Annotated in this window: 17 protein-coding genes; 9 read left to right on the top strand and 8 right to left on the bottom strand. The window is 67.1% G+C overall.

Annotation, left to right across the window (positions count from 1 at the left end):
* Window positions 1-130: 130 nt before the first annotated feature.
* Window positions 131-2,785, top strand: a complete 2,655-nt coding sequence (locus G6032_RS02860) for a TonB-dependent receptor (RefSeq protein WP_165280629.1) — start codon at window positions 131-133, stop codon at window positions 2,783-2,785.
* A gap of 186 nt (window positions 2,786-2,971) precedes the next feature.
* Window positions 2,972-3,919, top strand: coding sequence for a class I SAM-dependent methyltransferase (locus tag G6032_RS02855; RefSeq protein WP_165280628.1), 948 nt, complete (start codon window positions 2,972-2,974; stop codon window positions 3,917-3,919).
* Window positions 3,920-4,228: 309 nt separating this feature from the next.
* Here the strand turns inward: G6032_RS02855 and G6032_RS02850 are convergent, their stop codons facing one another.
* The gene (locus G6032_RS02850; protein WP_165280627.1) at window positions 4,229-5,368 is read right to left on the bottom strand and encodes an OmpA family protein; all 1,140 of its coding nucleotides are present in this window, start codon (window positions 5,366-5,368) and stop codon (window positions 4,229-4,231) included.
* A gap of 215 nt (window positions 5,369-5,583) precedes the next feature.
* On the opposite strand from G6032_RS02850, the gene G6032_RS02845 reads away from it, so the two are divergent.
* Both G6032_RS02845 and hemN read left to right on the top strand, forming a co-directional pair.
* Entirely contained in the window at window positions 5,584-5,967 is a 384-nt protein-coding gene (locus G6032_RS02845; RefSeq protein WP_165280626.1) for a hypothetical protein, read from the top strand.
* Between the two features lie 3 nt (window positions 5,968-5,970).
* On the top strand, window positions 5,971-7,368 hold the full coding sequence (gene hemN, locus G6032_RS02840; RefSeq protein WP_165280625.1) for an oxygen-independent coproporphyrinogen III oxidase: 1,398 nt from the start codon (window positions 5,971-5,973) through the stop codon (window positions 7,366-7,368).
* Here hemN and G6032_RS02835 read toward each other — a convergent pair.
* The 3 genes from G6032_RS02835 to glgA all read right to left on the bottom strand — a co-directional run bounded on the left by G6032_RS02835 (window position 7,365) and on the right by glgA (window position 10,315).
* Window positions 7,365-7,847: a DUF192 domain-containing protein gene (locus G6032_RS02835; RefSeq protein ID WP_206211771.1), complete on the bottom strand. Its 483-nt coding sequence runs from the start codon at window positions 7,845-7,847 to the stop codon at window positions 7,365-7,367. The genes hemN and G6032_RS02835 overlap by 4 nt on opposite strands.
* Window positions 7,844-8,410: a hypothetical protein gene (locus G6032_RS02830; RefSeq protein WP_165280624.1), complete on the bottom strand. Its 567-nt coding sequence runs from the start codon at window positions 8,408-8,410 to the stop codon at window positions 7,844-7,846. The genes G6032_RS02835 and G6032_RS02830 overlap by 4 nt, the downstream gene beginning before the upstream one ends.
* A gap of 408 nt (window positions 8,411-8,818) precedes the next feature.
* Window positions 8,819-10,315 carry a glycogen synthase GlgA gene (gene glgA / locus G6032_RS02825; RefSeq protein WP_240901929.1) on the bottom strand — a complete coding sequence of 499 codons (1,497 nt, stop codon included), beginning with the start codon at window positions 10,313-10,315 and terminating at the stop codon, window positions 8,819-8,821.
* 124 nt (window positions 10,316-10,439) lie between these two features.
* Between glgA and glgC the strand changes: the two genes are divergently transcribed.
* Both glgC and G6032_RS02815 read left to right on the top strand, forming a co-directional pair.
* Window positions 10,440-11,699 carry a glucose-1-phosphate adenylyltransferase gene (gene glgC, locus G6032_RS02820; protein ID WP_165280623.1) on the top strand — a complete coding sequence of 420 codons (1,260 nt, stop codon included), beginning with the start codon at window positions 10,440-10,442 and terminating at the stop codon, window positions 11,697-11,699.
* Window positions 11,696-12,526, top strand: a complete 831-nt coding sequence (locus G6032_RS02815) for a dienelactone hydrolase family protein (protein WP_165280622.1) — start codon at window positions 11,696-11,698, stop codon at window positions 12,524-12,526. Before glgC ends, G6032_RS02815 begins: the two co-directional genes overlap by 4 nt.
* Window positions 12,527-12,535: 9 nt before the next feature.
* Here G6032_RS02815 and G6032_RS02810 read toward each other — a convergent pair whose 3' ends face one another.
* Genes G6032_RS02810 through G6032_RS02795 form a run of 4 tightly spaced genes read right to left on the bottom strand, consistent with a single transcriptional unit; the run spans window position 12,536 to window position 16,648 of the window.
* Entirely contained in the window at window positions 12,536-13,222 is a 687-nt protein-coding gene (locus G6032_RS02810) for an N-formylglutamate amidohydrolase (protein ID WP_165280621.1), read from the bottom strand.
* 5 nt (window positions 13,223-13,227) lie between these two features.
* Window positions 13,228-14,463, bottom strand: a complete 1,236-nt coding sequence (locus G6032_RS02805) for a glutamate-cysteine ligase family protein (protein WP_165280620.1) — start codon at window positions 14,461-14,463, stop codon at window positions 13,228-13,230.
* Window positions 14,460-15,929, bottom strand: a complete 1,470-nt coding sequence (locus G6032_RS02800) for a RimK family protein (protein ID WP_165280619.1) — start codon at window positions 15,927-15,929, stop codon at window positions 14,460-14,462. The genes G6032_RS02805 and G6032_RS02800 overlap by 4 nt, the downstream gene beginning before the upstream one ends.
* Window positions 15,926-16,648, bottom strand: a complete 723-nt coding sequence (locus tag G6032_RS02795) for a hypothetical protein (protein WP_206211770.1) — start codon at window positions 16,646-16,648, stop codon at window positions 15,926-15,928. The genes G6032_RS02800 and G6032_RS02795 overlap by 4 nt, the downstream gene beginning before the upstream one ends.
* 109 nt (window positions 16,649-16,757) lie before the next feature.
* Between G6032_RS02795 and G6032_RS02790 the strand changes: the two genes are divergently transcribed.
* The 3 genes from G6032_RS02790 to rlmJ all read left to right on the top strand — a co-directional run bounded on the left by G6032_RS02790 (window position 16,758) and on the right by rlmJ (window position 19,730).
* Entirely contained in the window at window positions 16,758-17,771 is a 1,014-nt protein-coding gene (locus G6032_RS02790) for a VanZ family protein (protein ID WP_165280618.1), read from the top strand.
* A gap of 82 nt (window positions 17,772-17,853) precedes the next feature.
* The gene (locus G6032_RS02785; protein WP_165280617.1) at window positions 17,854-18,876 is read left to right on the top strand and encodes a hypothetical protein; all 1,023 of its coding nucleotides are present in this window, start codon (window positions 17,854-17,856) and stop codon (window positions 18,874-18,876) included.
* Window positions 18,873-19,730: a 23S rRNA (adenine(2030)-N(6))-methyltransferase RlmJ gene (gene rlmJ / locus G6032_RS02780; RefSeq protein ID WP_165280616.1), complete on the top strand. Its 858-nt coding sequence runs from the start codon at window positions 18,873-18,875 to the stop codon at window positions 19,728-19,730. Before G6032_RS02785 ends, rlmJ begins: the two co-directional genes overlap by 4 nt.

The raw sequence follows: 19,730 nt of genomic DNA, 5'->3' as shown, positions 1-19,730 counted from the left end.
GCTCCACCTGTCCAATCACCTGGATATCCACGGGGAATGATGCGCTGCTGCGGTTTGGCTTGGCGAACAAGGCAAGACTCCGCTCGTTGAAGCCTTCACTCCGATCATCGTTCTTGGAGGGAATTAGATAATGAAATTCAGACGAGACCCTATTGCTGCCGCAGTGCGTTACGCGCTCTGCGCCACGGTAGCGGCTGGCCTCTCCGTTCCGGTTCTTGCGCAGGCGCAGGAAGAGGAAGCGGCAGACCTTGACCGCGTCACCGTAACGGGCTCCCGCATCAAGCGGACCGACATCGAAGGGGCGCTGCCCGTCACGGTCATCGACCGCGACCAGATCGAAAACAGCGGCTATTCGAGCGCCGGCGAGTTCATTCGCCAGCTGCCGTTCAACAGCTTCGGCTCCTACCGTCCGCAGTCCGGCAGCTCCTTCGCCGGTGCCGCGCTGGTCAACCTGCGCGGCCTGGGCGCCACACGCACGCTCGTGCTGATCAACGGCCGTCGGCTGCCGAAGGCTCCGCAGACCGGCGCCTCCAACGACCTCAACATCATCCCGCTGGGTGCTGTCGAGCGCATCGAGATCCTGACCGACGGCGCCTCGGCCATCTACGGCTCCGACGCCCTCGGTGGTGTCGTCAACGTCATCCTCCGCAAGGACTTCCAGGGTGCCGAGCTCATGCTGGGCGCTGCGGATCCGAGCATTCCCGAGGAAGGCGGCGACCGTACCGAAGGGTCCGTGGTCTTCGGCGCCTCGTCGGCCACGTCGAGCATCATCGCCGGCGCGTCCTGGGACACCCGCGACATCGTGTTCGCGCGTGACTACCCCTGGACGAGCCCGGGTGCGTCGTTCTACGGCAATTCCTTCGTCCCCGTCTTCCCGGGGTACTCGCCTTTCTCGCTGACATCGATCCCCGGCGGCTGCGGTCCGGACACGTTCAACAACCCGGACGCTGCTGTTCCGGTTGGCAGTCCGGGCGGCCTCGCAAACAGCGCAGGTGACCAGTTCCGCTGCGGCTACGACTTCACCCTGGTCTCGGCCGACGAAGCCTCTTTCGACAACAAGTCGGCCTTCGTCCGTGCAGAGCACCAGATCTCGCCCGACTGGACGCTGTACTCCGACATCCTGTATGCGCGCTCCGAGTCGTTCGGCCGTTACGCCCCGGTTCCGGACACCTCCGAGCCCGCCTTGGGCGGTAACGGGATCCCGCTCTCCGTGGACAGCCCGAACAACCCGACCAACCCGGACAGCCCGTTTTTCGATCCGGCCTTCCTGACCCAGCTCCCGGACGGCGAGCCCACCCCGGTGCACTGGTGGCACCGTTTCGACGCCCTCGGCAATCGCGACGACACGACCGGCACCGAAGTGACCGACCTGCTGGTCGGCGCACAGGGCATGATCGGCAATGTCGAAGTGGACTTCGGCTGGCGCGACACGGACAACCAGTTCACGAGCATCGGCCGGAACTATCTCGTCCGTACCACCGCCGCAGACTTCCTGGAGAGCGGTGCATATAACCTGCAGAACCCGCTGGCGAACGACCCCCAGGTTCTGAACTCCATGAAGGCCACGATCTCGCGCATCAGCATCTACGACCAGTGGGAAGCCTATGCCACGGCGGCCTGGGACTGGCTGGAGACGGACGCGGGTGCGGTGCAGTGGTTCCTCGGCGCCGAGTACCGCGAAGAGGTTTACTCCGACCAGTACGATTCGCTGTCCGAAGCAGGCGCCATCGGCGGCTCGGCGGGCAACAGTGCCGGCGGAACCCGCGACGTCACCTCGGCGTACTTCGAAACCCTGATTCCGGTCATCGCCGACCTGGAGATCTCGGTCGCCGGGCGTTTCGACGAGTACAGCGACTACGGCAACGATTTCTCGCCGAAGGTCTCGTTCCGTTGGCAGCCGCTGGCTGAGCTGACGGTCCGCGGCTCCTACGGCGAGGGCTTCCGCGCCCCGAGCCTGGACATCATCACGCAGCTCGACTCGTTCTCCGCCGACCCGGTGTCGGACCCGCAGACCTGCGCCGTGGCCGGGGAAGACCCGGACTGCGAAATCCAGATCAACGGCCTGCGGACCGCCAACCCGAACCTCGAGTCGGAGCAGTCCAAGCAGTTCTCGTTCGGTGTGGCCTACCAGCCCTTCGACTGGATCAGCGGTACCCTGGACTACTGGGATATCGAGATCACCGACCGGATCGCCTTCTTCAGCGCCGGCGTGTTGCTCAACAGGGAGCAGGCCGGGGATCCGGTACCCGCAGGTCTCGGTGTCGAGCGTGACCCGGCCACGGGCGCCATCACGCGCATCGTGCAGGGCTTCGGCAACGAGGGTACGGTCGAAGTCGACGGTATCGACCTCAGCATCACCACCACCTTCGATCTCGTCGGTGGCCGCCTGAGCAACAACCTGACCGTGGCGTACACCAACAGCTACAGCATCGACGGTGGCCGCGACCTGGTTGATGACCCGGGTGTGCCGCAGTGGCGTGCGACCCTGCAGAACGTGTACGAGTACGGCGATTTCGCGTTCGGCTGGAACATGAATGTCATTGCAGACCAGTGCGACGAGATCGATGACGGTGCTTGCATCGGCCACGTGCCGACGTGGGTGACGCACGACCTGCAGGCGAACTACTTCACGCCCTGGAACGGCCGCTTCACGATCGGCGCACTCAACGCCTTCGAGAAGTTCCCGCCGATCGGCGTGGGTTTCACCGACGGACGTGACTACGACTTCAACCTCTACAGTGGTGAAGGTCGCATCGTGTACGCGCGTTACAAGCAGTCCTTCTAGACTGCGCAGTCAAGGGATTTTGACCCTGGGAAAGGCGGACTTCGGTCCGCCTTTCTTTTTGCTTTAAGATCGGTCAATCGAGGGGCGAAGGCGCCATTTGCGTGCCACGGACGTCGCAGCTGCCCGGCTGACCCGGGCTGACCCGGGCCGGCCCGGCCCGGCCCATAACGAGGTGAGCGCACTATCGTGCAACCCGGACAACTGGATCACTGGAGCGAATACTGGGCGAGCGGCCAGCTCACCTCCCTGCCGGCGGACTTCGCCGGCAATTACGACGGCGAGATCGCCGCATTCTGGGAGACGCAGTTCCAGGGCGTGCCCGAGGGCGGGAAGGTGCTCGACCTGTGCACCGGCAACGGCGCCATCGCGTTGCTCGCGGCCGGTTATTTCCTGGCGCAACAGCGGGAGGCCTCGGTCACCGCCGTGGACGCCGCAAAGATCAGCCTGGAAAGCATGGCCCGCAGGCACCCCGGCCGGGAGGCCGAGATCGCCGGGGTCACTTTCATCGACCAGTCCCCGGTCGAAACCCTCGCGCTGCCCGATGCGGAATACGACCTGGTCACCAGCCAGTACGGCATCGAGTATTGCGACTGGGCGCCGGCTGCGGCACAGGCCGCGAGACTGTTGCGGCCGGGCGGGCGGCTGGCGCTGGTTTGTCATGCCGCCTCGTCGGACATCGTCGCGACCATGGCGCAGGAGGCGGGCGATTACGAGGTTCTCGCATCGCTCGGCCTGTTGAAGGGGCTACGGCGTTTTCTCGCCGGCAACCTGTCGTTCAGCCGCTTGCGCAAGCTGCTCCAGGCGTCGCGCGACCGGCTCACGCCCGCTTATCGCGCGACGCGGGCACCCCTGTTCGCCTACGTGATGAAGACGCTGGAAGGCCTGCTGACGATGAACGAGACGCAGCTCCGCGCGCGCCGCATCGAACTCGCCGCCTTCGTGCGCCAGCTCGAGCTGGGCGAGGTGAGGCTCAACGATATGCTCAGGGTCAACCGCGCGATCCACGAGACGCCCGAGTGGTACCGGGTGTTCGAGGCGGCGGGCCTGCGACTGCTCGATTCCCACGAGATCCTGTTTCGTGGCAAGCACCGTTCCGGCCACGCTTATCGTTTCGAGCGTCCCGACAGCGACTGAACGGTTCGCCCGGGGGGGGTTCGCAGCGGCAGGACCTGAACGGCCCGCTGCGCTCGGCGAAATCTGAGCTCGCTTAGCGGGCCATTCAGGCCCTCCCGCTGCTGTGCTTTGCGACAGCTTGGCGCCTTCGGCCCGCCGTTCAGGTCCTGCCGCTGCGGACCCTGCGGACCCTGCGGACCCCGGCGGACCCCGGCGAACCATTCAGGCGCCCTTGCTGCGGGTATGAAAAAGCCCCGGCCTCGCGAACGAGACCGGGGCCTTAAGGGCTGAGCCGCATTTCTCAACGGAAGCGCGGCTGTGAGCATGCTCTCACTCGATGATGCGCAGCTCCACGCGGCGGTTCATCGCCCGGCCGGCTTCCGTCGCATTATCGGCGATCGGTTCGTTCTGGCCGTAGCCCCGTGCAGTCATCCGGTCGCGATCGATGCCCCGGTCCACCAGGAAGTCGACCACGGACTGCGCCCGGCGCTCGGACAGGTTCATGTTGTAGGTCGCGTTCCCCACCGAGTCGGTGTGACCGGCGATTTCCACCCGCACGTCGGGATAGCGCTCGAGGATCGAGACGGCCTCGTTGAGGATGCCGCGATCGTCGCCCGTGATCTCCGACGAGTTGAAGGCGAATGTCACGCCCTCGAGGTTGATGACGGACGTGATCGGACATCCGCGACTGTCAACGCGGGTGCCGGCCGGCGTTCCGGGGCACTGGTCGAGATAGTCAGCCACGCCGTCTCCGTCGGTATCAACCGGGCAACCGGCTGCATCGACGGTGACGCCGCGCGGCGTGCCGGGGCACTGGTCGCGGCTGTCGGGGACGCCGTCGCCGTCCGAGTCCACAGGGGGCGGCGGTGGCGGCGGGGGGGGCGGCGCCGGTTCCGCGCGCTGGGCGACGGGTTGGGCGTAGGGCTGGCCGAAGGGGATCTGGACGCCGACCTTCAGCATCAGGTCGCGGAAGCTGCCCCTGGATCCGTCGGGGCGGTCGTTGCTGTCATGGTCGATCCGGTAACGCAGTTCGGTGCGCAGCGCGATCGAGCCGTTGCTCGTCACGTCGGTCAGGAAGCCCAGCGCCAGGTTGCCGTAGATGGTGTCTTCGTCCAGGCCCGGATCGCTGTTCTTCTTGCTCCAGCCGAAGCCGCCGAGGACATACGGGGAAATGCGCTGGTTACGGTAGAAGACCCGTGCCACGTCGGCGCCCACGCCCCAGTAATCGAGCTCCCGGCCGTTTTCCAGGGCATAGTTGAAGCCATGAAATTCCACGTTGACGTCATCCGTGAGGGCGCGGCCGATCGAGAGAGCGGCGCCGATGTCGTCGTCCACGAGGCGCTCGTTGTCCACCCAGATCGCCGAGGCCATCGGCGTGACATACCACTGCCCGGGTTTCTCGGCGGCCATGGCCGTGTTGCCGAGGAGTAAAGCGGTGGCTGCGGCCGCCGCGACGATTTTCCGTTTCATTGTCTGTGACTCCCTTGACGTAAGGCGCTACCGGCGCCGCGCGATGTTTCGTCGCCTCCCAGGCCACGATTACTCGAATAATAGCCTAAACGCAGGACTTTTCAGGCGTTCCCGGGGCATTTGCAGCATTGCTTTCATGCAGGAGATGCGGCCCCGGGTCCCCGGCAGGCCACTTCAAGGGTAGAATCCCGGCTGACCCGGGGAGTGCGGATGCCATGGCTGTACGTCGATCAAGCGGATCTGCATCGCGCGCCGTCGCGCTGGGGCTGCTGCTGGCAGCGGCGACAGGATGCGCCGCCATCGACGACAAGGCGGATTTCCAGCGCCACTCGATGAGCGACCTGCGCGAAGACCGCCGGGAGCCGGGCCTGCTGGTGTTCGAGGCCAGCACCTCCTCGCTGTATCCCTCGGACAGCGAGGCGGCCGAGGCGAAGCGCATGGAATGGCTGGCGGGCTGGATGAAGCGTTCCGGCTACTGCCCTGCGGGGTGGGAAATCGTCTCGCGCACGGCCATCGATCCCCGGGAAGTGCATGCCAGGCGGCACGATTTGCGCTACAAGGTAAAATGCCTCGGCACAACCGACCAACCGACGCGGTGATGAATGACGATCCAGACAGCTGAATTCGATCTCGACCTGATCAAGCGCTACGACGGCCGCGGGCCGCGCTACACCTCCTATCCGACCGCCGTGCAGTTTCACGACGGCTTCGGGGAGGACGACTACAAGCGCATGGCCCTCGCCAGCAACGGCGAGCAGCCGGCGTCGCAGCCGCTGTCGATCTACGTGCACGTGCCGTTCTGCCACTCGCTTTGCTATTACTGCGGCTGCCACAAGATCATCACGCGCCACCAGCACAGCGCCGATCCCTACGTGGAGCACCTGGTCGAGGAAATGCGGCTGCAGGGCGAGCTGTTCGACTCGCGTCGCCCGGTGGACCAGCTGCATTTCGGCGGCGGCACGCCGACCTTCCTGGACGAGCGCCAGTTCGCCAGGGTCATGGACGGCCTGGCGCGCAACTTCGGGCTGCACCAGGGCGACAACCGCGAGTATTCCATCGAGATCGATCCGCGCAGCGTCGACAAGAACACGATTCCGCGTCTCGCCGAAATGGGATTCAACCGGCTCTCGCTCGGCATCCAGGATTTCGACCCCAGCGTGCAGCAGGCGGTCAATCGCATCCAGGACGAGGAGTGGACGCTGTTTTTGATCCGCCAGGCGCGCGAGTGCGGCTTCGGCTCGGTGTCGGTCGACCTGATCTACGGCCTGCCGAAGCAGACCGCCGACAGCTTCACTCACACGCTCGAATCGGTGGTGCAGGCGAAGCCGGATCGCATCGCCGCATACAGCTATGCCCACCTGCCGCAGATGTTCCGCGCGCAGCGCCTGATTCGCGACGAGGACATGCCCTCCGGCGCGGAGAAGCTGGCCCTGCTGACCCGCACGGTCGAGTTCCTGACCGCGCGGGGCTACGACTACATCGGCATGGACCACTTCGCCCTGCCCGAGGACGAACTGGTCAAGTCGCTGCACAACGGCACGTTGCACCGCAATTTCCAGGGCTATTCCACGCACGCGGAGCTCGATCTCGTCGGCCTCGGCGTCAGCGCCATCGGCAAGGTCGGCCACAGCTATGCCCAGAGCATCAAGCTGCGGCACGACTACTACGACACGGTCGATTCAGGCCACATCCCGATCCTGCGGGGGGTCCAGCTGAACGACGACGACGTGTTGCGCCGGGAAGTGATCCACGCGCTGATGTGCGGCGGACTGGCGGAGATGCGCAAGATCGAGGCGCGCCACGGCATCGATTTCGGGCAGTACTTCGCCCGCGAGCTGGAGGCGCTGGTGCCGCTGCAGGAGGACGGGCTCGTCGAGATGGATGCGGACACGATTCGCGTCACGCCCCGGGGGCGCTTCCTGTTGCGCTCGATCGCCATGCCCTTCGACGCTTATCTCGCCGCACGCGCGGCCGAGCAGCGCTTCTCCAAGGTGATCTAGCCGGGCGGTGGAAACAGCCGGTGGACGACCCGGTCCCCGGCCTCGATCCCGAGCGCCGCGGCGCGCCCGCAGTTGATCTCCAGCACGGCGCGCACCACGCTGCCGGACTCGATGAGGGCGGCGGAATACGGCCGGGTGCAGGATTCGATGCGTGCGATCGTGCCGTCCGCGCGGATGAACAGCATGTCCAGCGACAGGGGCGTGTTCTTCATCCACATGCCCACCCTGCGGGGCGCCTCGAAATCGAACAGCATGCCTTGGTCGGGCGCGAGCTCCGTGACGTGCATGAGGCCGCGCCTGCGGGTCTCGGGTGTGTCCGCCAACTGGACATCGAACTCGTGCTGCGCCCCGTCGCCGGCCTGGATGGCGATGCGCTCGAGTGCCGCCGATGCGGTGTCGCCCGAGGCCAGCGTCATCGTATGGAGGGCGAGCACCAGCGCGATCACGCAGAGGGCGGGGAACAGGTAGCGGCGCATCATGGCTCCTGCTCGTCCTGCTCGTCCTGCTCGTCCTGCTCGGGCCACCACGCCAGGCCGGTGAACTCGAAGGGCGAGACGCGGATCTCGCCCGGCCGGCCGATGGCCTCGATGCCGGCTGCGCATCGTCCCTGGCCGCTCACCCGGTAGCCGTCTTCGATGCCCGGCTCGGGCACGTTCGCCGTGACATCGATCACGCAGGCATGGGCCCCGAGGGTGCCGTAGAAGCGCCCCATGCCCTGGCGCACGATGGTGATGTTGGCCAGCAGGCCTTCACCTGTCGCCCCGCGCTCGAGTCCCGTGATGCCCACCAGGACCATCAGTTCGTCGGCCTCGCGGCTGAAGGCGAGACGCAGGGCGTCGCCGCCCGGTCTTGGACCGCCGTCGCATACTGTTCCGGCGTTCCCCCAGTCGACCTCCGCGGTGAAATCACCGCTGATCTCCAGCTGGAGGTGTCCACCACCACCGGGCAGGCAGGCGACCGGCCCGTCCGTCGCGCCCGCGGGCGTGACCGCGAGCAGCGTCGCCACGGCGAGCAGGAGATGCCTGGTGCGGTGCGGAGTCATCGGATTGGTGCATAGCAACAAGGGGGGGCGAGAATAGTCCTTTTGCGGGGGGTGTCAATAGTCCGACGCCCCCGAAACGCGGCTAATCCGGGGTCAATCCCGGCGATTTTCCTCGCGCATGGAAACATAACTATCTGTTTTTCAAGGGATGGGGCAAGAGAAGGGTCGGAATAGCTAGGCATCTCGCGAGGATTCGGGCTATTCTTCGACTCCGCGCCACCCCTCCCTGTTCCGGCCGGGGGGTATCGATTCCAGGCAGGTCGGCCGCGGGCGCACCGGGATCAAGGGTTCGCACTCCAGGCGATAAGCGCCACCCGATTTCGCGGGTCGCATCGACCCCCAGGTTGCCTTATCTCCGTGTTTCCGGAGCGCCCTGGCCGATCTGCCGCTCATTTGCCACGATGATCGTCACGCCGGCGCTGCCCGTCGGCGAGCCCTCGCCTGACGCCAGGCCGCCGCGTAGGCGTCTTCGTAAAGCGCGGCGGGATGATGCCAGCCGAAATCCCGCGCCATCCCGTTGGCCTGCAGGCGCGCCCAGGCCGCGGGGTCCCGGCGGAACAGGTTCACGGCCTCCCCGAGGGCCGCGGCGAGCGCGCCGGCCGCAGCCTCCTCGAAGAAGAACCCCGTGGCGGACCCGTCGGCGATGCCGGCCGGCGTCGTGCCGATCACGCTGTCCGCAAGCCCGCCGGTGCGTCGCACGACCGGCGGCGTGCCGTAGCGCTGGCTGTACATCTGGGTGAGGCCCGAGGGCTCGAACCGTGACGGCACGGTGAAGATGTCGGCCCCCGCGATCACGAGATGGGACAACGCTTCGTCATAGCCCAGGTGAACGCCGACCCTGTCGGGGTGCAGTGCCGCGAGGCCCGCGACCTGCCGCTCGACGTCGTGCTCGCCGTTGCCGACGAGCACGAACTGCACTTTGTCGGCCAGCAGGGCCGGGGCGGCCTGCACCAGCAGGTCCCAGCCTTTCTGCGTCGTCATGCGCCCCACCATGCCCACGACGGGTGTATCGGGGCCCCGGGCCAGGCCGAAACGGTCCTGCAGTTCGAGCTTGCAGCGCGCCTTGCCGTCGAGCGATGCGGCGGAGAATCGCGCCGGCAGCAGCGGATCGGTTGCGGGATTCCACACGACCTGGTCCACGCCGTTGAGAATTCCCGTCACCACGTCGCGACGGTGTTGCAGGACGCCTTCCATCCCGCAACCGTATTCCCGGGTCTGGATCTGCCCGGCATAGGTCGGGCTGACAGTGCTCAGGTGATCGGCGTACCACAGGCCGGCCTTCATGAAGCTGAGCCGGCCGTAGAACTCGAGGCCGTCGGGCTGGAACGCCTGCGGCGGGATCCCGATCATCTCGCGCAGGCCGGGATCGAAATTGCCCTGGTAGGCCAGGTTGTGGATCGTGTACACCGTGGCGGCCGTCACGCGGGAATCGAAGCTCGCGTAGGCGGGCACCAGGCCGGTGTGCCAGTCGTGCCCATGCAGGATGTCCGGCTTCCAGCCGTCGAGCCCGCGGCCGGTGGCGAAGCGGGCCGCGACCTTGCACAGCACGGCGAAGCGCACGGCGTTGTCGGGCCAGTCCCGGCCCTGGGCGTCGCCGTAGGGCCCGCCCTCACGATCGTAGAGGCCGGGGCAGTGCAACAGCCACATGGGAATGTCGTAGCCGGGCAGTGCGCCTCGAATCAGTCGCGCGCGATCGACGCCGGGCAGGACCTCGAACAGGCGCCCTGCGGCCTTGCCGGCGAACATCTCCTCCGCCGCGCGATAGGCGGGCATCAGGATACGCACGTCGTGTCCCCGCTCGATCAGGGCCTGCGCCAGCGCGGGAACCACGTCTGCGAGTCCGCCCGTCTTGGCCAGTGGCCAGGTTTCGGCGACGACGAAAAGAATCTTCAGCTTGGGAGGCATGGGGCCCGGAGTGCGGATCGATGTGGCAATCTATCACAGCACGGCCGAAACCCGGCCCGGCCCATGGCGGCGCTTCATCCCGCTGCTATGGTAATCGGCAAGACACTCCGGCACGGGAGCACTCATGAAGACGGGCAAACCGGGGCGCTACGTCAGCAGCCTCACACGCGACACCGTCGCGCTGATCCTCGCCGGCGGGCGTGGTTCGCGGCTGAAGGCGCTGACGCTCTCGCGCGCCAAGCCGGCCACCCCGTTCGGCGGCAAGTACCGCATCATCGATTTCCCCTTGTCCAACTGCGTCAACTCCGGCATCCGGCGGATCGCCGTACTGACGCAGTACAAGGCGCACGACCTGATCGTCCACCTGCAGCGGGCATGGGGTTATTTCCGCGGCGAGTTCAACGAGTTCGTCGAAATCCTGCCGGCCCAGCAGCAGATCGATTCATCCTGGTACAAGGGCACGGCCGACGCGGTTCATCAGAACCTCGAATACCTTGCCAGGCACGAGCCGGAGTACGTGCTGATTCTTGCCGGCGACCACATCTACAAGATGGATTACGGCCTGATGCTCGCACAGCATGCCGAAACCGGGGCCGATATCACCACCGGCACGGTGGAAGTGCCGGTGAAGCGCGGCCACGAGTTCGGCATCGTGACCATCGACGACGAAAAGCGCATCACCCGCTTCGTGGAGAAGCCGCCCGAGCCGGAGTCGATTCCCGGCCGCGAGGGAATCGCGCTCGCCTCGATGGGCATCTACGTGTTCAATGCCGACTACCTTGCGCGGGTTTTGCGTGAAGACGCCGCCGACGACAGTTCCGATCATGATTTCGGCCGCAATATCGTGCCGCGCGCCATCGAAGCCGGCGACAAGGTGCACGCCTACGTCTTCCAGGATGCCGAGACCATGGTGCAGCTCTACTGGCGGGATGTCGGCAATGTCGATGCCTTCTACGAGGCCAACATCGAACTGACGCATGTCGCCCCGGAACTGAACCTCTACGACCAGGAATGGCCGATCTGGACCTACCAGGCGCAGCTACCCCCGGCCAAGTTCGTCCTGAACGACGACCTGCGCCGGGGCCACGCGGTGAATTCCATGGTGTCGGGAGGCTGCATCATCTCGGGCGCGCTGGTGAGCGAATCGGTGCTGTTCAGCAACGTCCACGTCGCGGAGCATTCGCTGGTGGAGCGCTCGATCGTCCTGCCCAACGCGCAGATCGGCCGCAACTGCAAGGTCTGCCACGCGATCATCGACGCGGACACGACAGTCCCCGACGGCATGGTCATCGGAATGGACCCGGCCGAGGACCGTCGGCGTTTCTACGTCACGCGCGAAGGCGTGGTGCTCGTCACCCGCGAAATGCTGGAGGCTGAACAATGAAACGAATATTCATCACGCTGCTCGTGGCCCTGTTGCTCCCGACTGTCGGCAGCACTGCCGACAGCGACACGGAATACACCGAGGCAATGGCCCGCGAGCATGCCGCGGACAGCCCCGTCGCCGGGGCGGCCGGCGGCGCCGCCGTCCGCGGCGTCAGCGGCGAGCGCATCGCGTACGAGGGCTTCGCGGGCTACCTGGCGCGCCCGGCGGGACCGCCGCGCGCCGCGCTGGTGGTCATACACGAATGGTGGGGTCTCAACGACCACATCCGCGAGATGGCCAATCGCCTGGCGGCCGCGGGCTATCTCGCGCTCGCCGTGGACATGTATGACGGCGAGGAGGCCGAGACGCCCGAGCGGGCCCGCGAGCTGATGTCGGCGACCATGAGCGACAAGGATCGCGTGGACGCGCATTTGCGCGCCGCCTACCGGCACCTCGAGGGACCGGAGGACATGGCACGGATCGGCAGCATCGGCTGGTGTTTCGGCGGCGCCCTGTCGCTGCGCACGGCATTGCTGCTGCCCGAGCAACTCGATGCAGCGGTCATCTACTATGGTCGCCTCGTGACGGACCCGGCTGAACTCGCGCCGTTACGCATGCCGATTCTCGGTATCTTCGGCGGCCAGGACCAAGGGATTCCTGTGGCCTCGGTGCGCGAGTTCGAAACCGCGCTGGAAGCGCTGGGCAACATGGTGGAGATCGTGGTGTACGACGAGGCCGGCCATGCTTTCGCCAACCCCTCCGGCACGCGTTACCAGCCGGAGGCCGCGGCCGACGCCTGGCAACGGACCCTGGATTTCCTCGCCGAGCACCTGGCCTCCCCATGACATCGACGGCTAGCGCAGTTGCGCGAGCGTGCTTGCGAGCGCCTCGTGCAACGCGGCGGTCCTCGCGGGCAACAGGGCCTGGTTGAGCTCGAGCTCGATGCCGGCATAGCGCGGCCCGAACTCCTTGCGCAGGGCGGCGGTATGCCCATCCGACGTGCCGCGATAGGGATAGTTGCGCCGCACGCGCCAGCCGCGCAGTTGCAGCGACGACTGCCAGCGCCCGCAGAACTCCCGCTCGGCGGCCCGCGCCGGATCGTAAAGCAGTCCGATGTCGGCGTTGCGCCACTGCCCGTCGAGCTCGGGCGTGAAACTGTGGATGGACACGTGCAAGACGCGATGCCCGGCAGCGATCCAGTGCGCTGCCTGCTTTGCCACGTCGGCGCGCCACGGCCGCCACCAGCCGGCGATGATCGCGTCTTTCTCAGGCGCCGGAAGTGGGCGGGTGTACTCGGAAAAGAGGCGCGGATGGGTGAGCGAGCGATTGGCGTCGATGAACAGTCGCGTGATCTCCAGCGTGAAAACGGCATCCGCGAGCGCCGGCGCCAGCGCGTCGCAGGCGTCCAGCGCGCCGGCGTCCCAGCCGCGATGCGACGCCAGCACATCGTCCGCGCCCGCGAAAAGCTGCGCATAGCCCTCCGGCACGGTTCGCCCGCCATGCTCGCAGGTGAACAGCCAGCGCTCGCTTCCGGCTTTCATCGTGCTCAGCGGAACAGCCTGTTGTCCGCGAGACACTGCGCGAGATCCGCCAGGGTGGCGGCGAGGGCCTGGCCCGTGGGCGCGGGTCCGAGCCTGTTCAACAGCCGCCGCGCGAGCGGCCCGGCGGACAGGATGTGCGCGAGGACGGACTGTGCCCCGGGTTCGAAGTCGTCGCGCTGCACCTCGCACAGCTCGCGCCACACGGCCCCGGCGGTGGTCGGGCCGCCGCGGATCCCCAGCATGCGCAGGTAATCCGCGTCCTGGATCCGCGCGGCGTCGCCGTCGCGGACCACGGCGAGGAAAATATCCGCGAGCAGGTCTTCCGGCCACTGCTGTTGCACGGCCAGGGGGACGGTATCTTCCGCCACCAGCCGGCGCAGCAGCGCGACGATGGCGGCGACGACCGCGAGGTCCGCTGCGGGGCATTCCTGGATGTCGATGATACGGATCTCGATGGCGTCGCGGTCGAAGCGGGCGATCGCGCCGCGGGAGTTCAGGAAAAGCGGGTTGAGCAATCCGTCCGGGTCGTGCGGGGCGATGTCCGCGGCGATTCGATCGAACAACGACTGGTAGGCGGCGCGCGAAAACATCGGTTCCGGGATGACTTTCCCCGTCAGCGACGGGATCCGGGCCTGGTTGTGTCGATAGGTTTCCAGGCGCGCATCGAGATAGCCGGTGTAGCGGCCGTCGAGAAAGGGTGAACTCGCCGCCAGCGCCGGGATCAGCGGCAGCGCCAGGCGGATGGCGGCATGCAGCCGGCCGAACTCCTCGTCGCCGGCGAAGGGCAGGTTCAGGTGCGTGCTCTGCAGGTTGGACCAGCCGTGTCCCGCGCAGCTGAAAATACGATCGTAGGCGGCGTAGATTTCCCCCCCGCCGTGTGCCCAGATGCGGGTTTCCCCGGCCGGGTTCATGAGCGGATGCGCGCCGGTGCCGAGCAGCATCGCGCCCATGGGCCTGAGCAGGCGGTTGGCCTCGAGCACGTCGTCGTGGAAGCGCTTGTCCAGGCCGGCGAGGCCAGGCGCGGGACCATTGGTCTTGAGTTCGACGAGGTGTGCGACGATCTCGTTGGACCACGCGATCGGTCCTCGCTCCACGTCTTCGACCCAGCGGGGTCCGCCATCCGCAGCACGCAGCAACTCGTCGGCGATCGGCCGCACCGCCAGGGTCCGGCGGTCCACGATCATGAATTCCATCTCGATGCCGAAGCCCTCGAACAGGCCCAGCGGAGCGGGAGGCGTCATTTCGGTTCGCCTTCCCGGCGTGCTTCCACCCGGCGGCGCAGGGCGGCGATGATGGCGTCGTAAAGCGCCATGCCGAGCACCTTGTCCTCCACGCCGGCCTCGATGCTGGGGTTGTCGTTGATCTCGATGACCATGGGCCTGCCGTCGATTTCCTTGATGTCGACGCCGTACAGCCCGTTGCCCATCAGCCGGGCGGCCTTCACTGCGACCTGGACGACGGCCTGGGGCGCATCCTCGACGGCCAGCGTTTCGTACTGGCCCCAGACGTCGCTGCGACGCCGGCTGCCCCAGTTGTAGATCTGCCAGTGCCCGCGCGCCATGAAATACTTGCAGACGAACAGCGCCTCGCCTTCCAGGACGCCGACCCGCCAGTCGAATTCCGTCGGGGCGTATTCCTGGCCGATCACCAGGTCCGAAGCCTCGAGCATCTTGTCGGTGAGGGCGAGGTATTCCGCCTCGGTGTTCGCCTTGGCGACGCCCTGCGAGAACGAGGAGTCGGGCACCTTGAGGACGCAGGGCAGGCCCAGGCGCTCGAGCGCTTCGCGGCGTTGTCCGCGCTGGATGATTTCCGTGCGTGGAATCGGGATCCGTGCGCCCTTGAGCACCTCGGCGAGGTAGACCTTGTTCGCGCACCGCAGGATCGAATCGGGATCGTCGAATACCGCGAGTCCCTCCGCCTGCGCGCGCCGGGAGAAACGCCAGGTGTGGTGATTCACCGAGGTCGTCTCGCGGATGAACAGCGCGTCGAATTCCGCGAGCCGCGGGTAATCGTCGCGGCCGATGAATTCGACGCCGAAACCCTGGCGGCGCGCGGCCTGCACGAAACGGGCGAGCGCCTGCTTGTCGGAGGGCGCCTCGCGTTCCTCAGGGTTCACCAGGATGGCGAGGTCGTAACGCGACCGATCGCTGCGCTCGGGCGGGTAGCGTTTGCGCTGGAAATAGCGGCTGGCCGCGGCATGCATGAACTCGAGATGGCCTTCCGGGATCTCGTCCAGCGGCATGGCGCGCACGCCCCGCAGGCTCCACTTCTGCCCGCGGCTGAACTTGGCGCGCAGAAACGGCACCGGGAACAGCCGGAACAGGGCGCGCGCCAGCGCCTGGTGCTGCGCTGCCAGGTTTTCGCCGAAATAGATGGACAGCATGAAGTCGTCCGACTTCAGCCGCGCCAGGCTTTTCTGGATGAGTTCCTCGACGTCGTTGGGGATGAAGCGCACGAAGCCCGGCGCGTTCAGGTCCTGGATGGTGCGCACGTCGGGGAGCACGCGGTGGCCCCGGGCTTCCGCGAGCAGGGACACGTAGTAGCCCCGCGTCTGGTATCCGTAGGACCGCGCCAGGTTGAATACGCGCACGCCGCGGCCCGGCCAGGCTCGCGCCGGCGCCAGGTAATCGCTCACGGAGACGACTTCGGCATCGTCGCCGGCCAGCGTCCATGCCCTGGGATCGTCGACCACGATGAGGCGTTTCATGGCAGCGGGTCCTCCGAGACCACGAGCAGGTTGGCGTCGTAGGTCATGACGCCGAGCAGGATGGCGCGAATGAGGCGTTCGACCTCGACGTCGTAGTAGTGGCTGTCGTCGGCGAGCGGGTTGCCGATGAAAGGGTCGGCGACCCGCACCCGGCGCCCCTGGCGGCCGCACAACACGACGAAATGCCCGGTCGGCTCGCCGCGCAGGTCGTCGTAGATACTGCGATTGTGGCGGTTGGTGTATTCCCGGCGGCTGTCGTAGAGATACGTGGCGGACAGGCCGGTGAGCACGGGCAGCCCGGCATCGAAAGGTATGTCCAGGAGTTCGGGCGTCAGGTCGTCGAAGGCGATCTCGCCCCCGAGCTCGAGGAAACGGATATAGGCCCGGCTGGCGGAAGTGAATTTCTTGCCGTGCTTGTATGCCAGCTGTGCCTCCAGCTTCGTGGCCAGCTCAGCTGGATCGGCGCCCCGCCAGGAGGGGTCGAAAATCTTCAGGTGGTAGCTGTACAGGCGCGCGCGCAGGCCGCGATTCAGTGCGTGTATGCCGAGAGAAACGGCCAGGGTGCCGCCGTCGGGGAGGCCGGGCACCTCACCGATGATCTGCTCGAGCGCCATCGCGCGGTCGAGGTTGCGGTAGACAGCCTGGAGGCAGGTGGGGCCGCAGGTCACGTCATCCGGCTGTGGCTGCATGCGGATGTCGAGGAACGGATGAGCGGTCACGGGGAAGGCCTGCGAGCTGCCTGGGTGCCGCAATCTTGCGCCTTTCCCGCCGGCCGTCAATGGGCTTGGTCGCTGGCCGTGACGACCCCCCGACAGGCAGAATCGGGACATGGACCAGGAGCGTGAATTCCGGGAACCGCCGCCGCGGGGCATCGCGGGCCATTGGCGCCAGCTGGCGCTGCCTGCGCTCGGCATTGTCGCGCTGATGAGCTTCCTGGTGATGGCCCGGCCGCCCAGCGACCTGTACCTCTGGCGGGTGATCTTCCAGTTCGGCCACATTCCCCTGTTCGGCTTCGCGGCGCTGCTGATGCTGCGGATCGTGCGCGTGTTGCGAGCGGGCGCGGCTCCTGAGAGCCTCAACTTCCTCATCGCCCTGCTCGCCACTGCCATCCTGAGCCTGGTCTCCGAGGCCGCACAGGTCGTGCAGCCCGGCCGTTCCGTGAATATCGGTGACGCCCTGAACAATCTCACCGGCGCTTTGTGTTTCATCGGCATCGCGGCCGCATCGCGGCCCGGCCTCTGGCGGACACTCGGGCGGGACGGCCTCATGGCGGCCCGGCTGGTGCTGATCGGGGCGAGCCTGGCGCTGGCCCTGTCGGCGATTCCGCTGCTGACGATGGCCTGGAGCTACGCCATGCGCCAGGCCGCCCTGCCGGTGGTGGCGGACCTCGCCGCGTCATGGCAACAGCCGTTCCTCAGCGTGGGGCGCGCCGAGGCGATCCCCGTGCCCCGGCCGGAAGGCTGGCCGGCCGAAACGGCAGGTCCCGTGGTCCGGCTCACCTTTCTCGATGCGCCCTGGCCCGGCTTCACGGTGCGCGAGCCCTATCCCGACTGGTCGGGTTACGAGGCCTTGCGTTTCCGCGTCTGGTCGGCGCTGGAATCTCCCGTCGAGATCGTGCTGCGCGTGGACGACACGCATCGGGGCCGATCGCACGCGGATCGCTTCAACAGCAGCTTCATCGTCTTGCCGGGCATGAATGATTTCTCGGTCCCGCTGGAGACGGTCGCGCGCGGCCCGCGGGAGCGCACGCTGGATCTCGCCGACATCAGCCAGTTCGTCCTGTTCAGCCGCCGGCCCGAGGAGCCCTTCGAGCTTTATTTCAGCCGGGTCTGGCTCGAATGAGCCGGCCGGCATTGCCGCGGTGCCCGCACGGCATTAGGGTAGGCCGCAGTCGCACGCCGGCGACGCGAGGAGAGCAGCCAGTTTGAACAGAGCAGATCCCAGCGAGGTCCCCGAACGCGTTCCGGTGGCCGGTACCCGGAAAGGCCCGGGGGCCCGCCTCATGGTGCTGTATGGCGCCATGGTGCTGTTCCTGCTGGCTCTGTTCGGGCTCAACAAGCCGCGCAACTGGCTGGAACTCACGCTCCATGAACTGCGCGAAGTGTTTTTCTTCGGTTTCGCCGCGCTGGTGATCCTCGAGCTGACGGCGCTGCTCGGCCGGCGCTGGATCCGTAAGCGTTCCCTGTATTACGTCGTGGCGATCACCCTCACGGCGGGACTCGTGCCGGTTTACGAGCTGCTCGTGCCAAGCGATCCGGAGGCGCCCCTGAGAGGGCTGCAGAGCCTGGTCGCCGCCCTGGGGTTCCTCGCCCTGAGCGCCTCGCTGGATCGCGGGCTGAAGCGCGAGCACAGCTGGCTGCGCGGCTGGCCGCGCCGCTCCATCGGCTTGTTCGCCACCCTGTTGATCGTCGGGGTGCTGCACCCACTGCTCCCGGTCTTCGCTTCCTATGCGGGGCGGGCGGGGGCCTTTCCGGTGGTCGTCGATCTCGCCAGCGACTGGCAGGCGCCCTTTGTCGAGGTCGAAGGGGCGGAGTTGTTCGTCGGCAAGGGCCCGGACGAGTGGTCGCGGCGTGCCGGCCGCAAGGTGGCGCTGCTGCTGTTCGACGGTTCGGCGGGCGGCGGGGTCATGGTGCAGGAACCCTACAAGGACTGGACGGGCTTCGCCGCCCTCAAAGTGAACATTTTCTCGACGGCGTCACGCCCGGTCCGCATGCTGTTCCGCCTCGAGGACAGCAGCCGGCGCCTGCCGCCGGAGGAGCGCATCGACTATCCCCTGCATGTCGTGCCCGGCACCAATGACTTCGTCATTCCGCTCGAGGCCTTTTCCGTCGCGCCGTCGGAACGGGAACTGAACCTGCAGAAAGTCCGTCGCGTGGGCCTGTTTCTCGACGAGCCGGCGGAGCCGTTGCGGATCTATTTCCACCGGATGCGTCTCGTCGAGCAATGAATTACCGGCACGCTTACCACGCGGGCAACTTCGCCGATGTCCTGAAGCACGCCGTCACCGCGGCGATCCTGCTCCGGATGCGCGCGCGTCCCAAGCCGATGTGCTACCTGGAAAGCCACGCCGGGGCCGGCGTGTACCGTCTCGATGCGCCCGAGGCGCGACGGTCCCGGGAGGCGGACGGCGGCATCCTGCGGATGATCCCGGTCGCACCGCACAGCGACGCACTGGCCGCCTACCTGCAGGTGATCGCGGCCTTGCCGGAAAACCAGGCCGCCCTGCTGGCCTACCCCGGTTCGCCCCTGCTCGCCGCGGGACTGCTCGGCGACGAGGATCGCGTCGTGCTCACCGAGGCCGTGCCGGAGGAGGCTGATGCCTTGCGCCGGCTGTTCCGGCACGACGAACGGGTTGCGGTGCATTGCCGGGACGGCTGGGAAGCCCTGGGCGCGTTGTTGCCGCCCACGCCGCGCCGCGGCCTGTTGCTGATCGATCCGCCCTACGAGGCGGCCGACGATTTCCGCAAGGTGGCCGCGGGGCTGGCCCTGGCGCGCCGCCGCTGGCCGGTCGGCGTGCTCTCTGCCTGGTATCCGATCAAGGACCGGCGCACCCTCAGGCCGTTCCACCGGGAGCTGGAAGAAGCCGGGCTGGGGGGCGTGCTGCGGGTCGAGCTCTCGGTTCGCCCGGACGACAACCCGGTGTCGCTGAACGGCAGCGGCATGGTGATAGCCTCCCCGCCGTGGGGGCTCGAGCAGGATCTTCGGGAGCTGGTCGATGAACTCGGCGAGTCGTTGCGCGAGTCGGCCCCGCCGAGATGCCTGGTGGACTGGGTGGTGGTGCCGGCGACGGAGCCGCGCTGA

The organism is Wenzhouxiangella sp. XN24 (assembly GCF_011064545.1).
Lineage (GTDB): Bacteria > Pseudomonadota > Gammaproteobacteria > Steroidobacterales > XN24 > XN24.
This window is presented reverse-complemented; position numbering and strand designations above follow the sequence as displayed.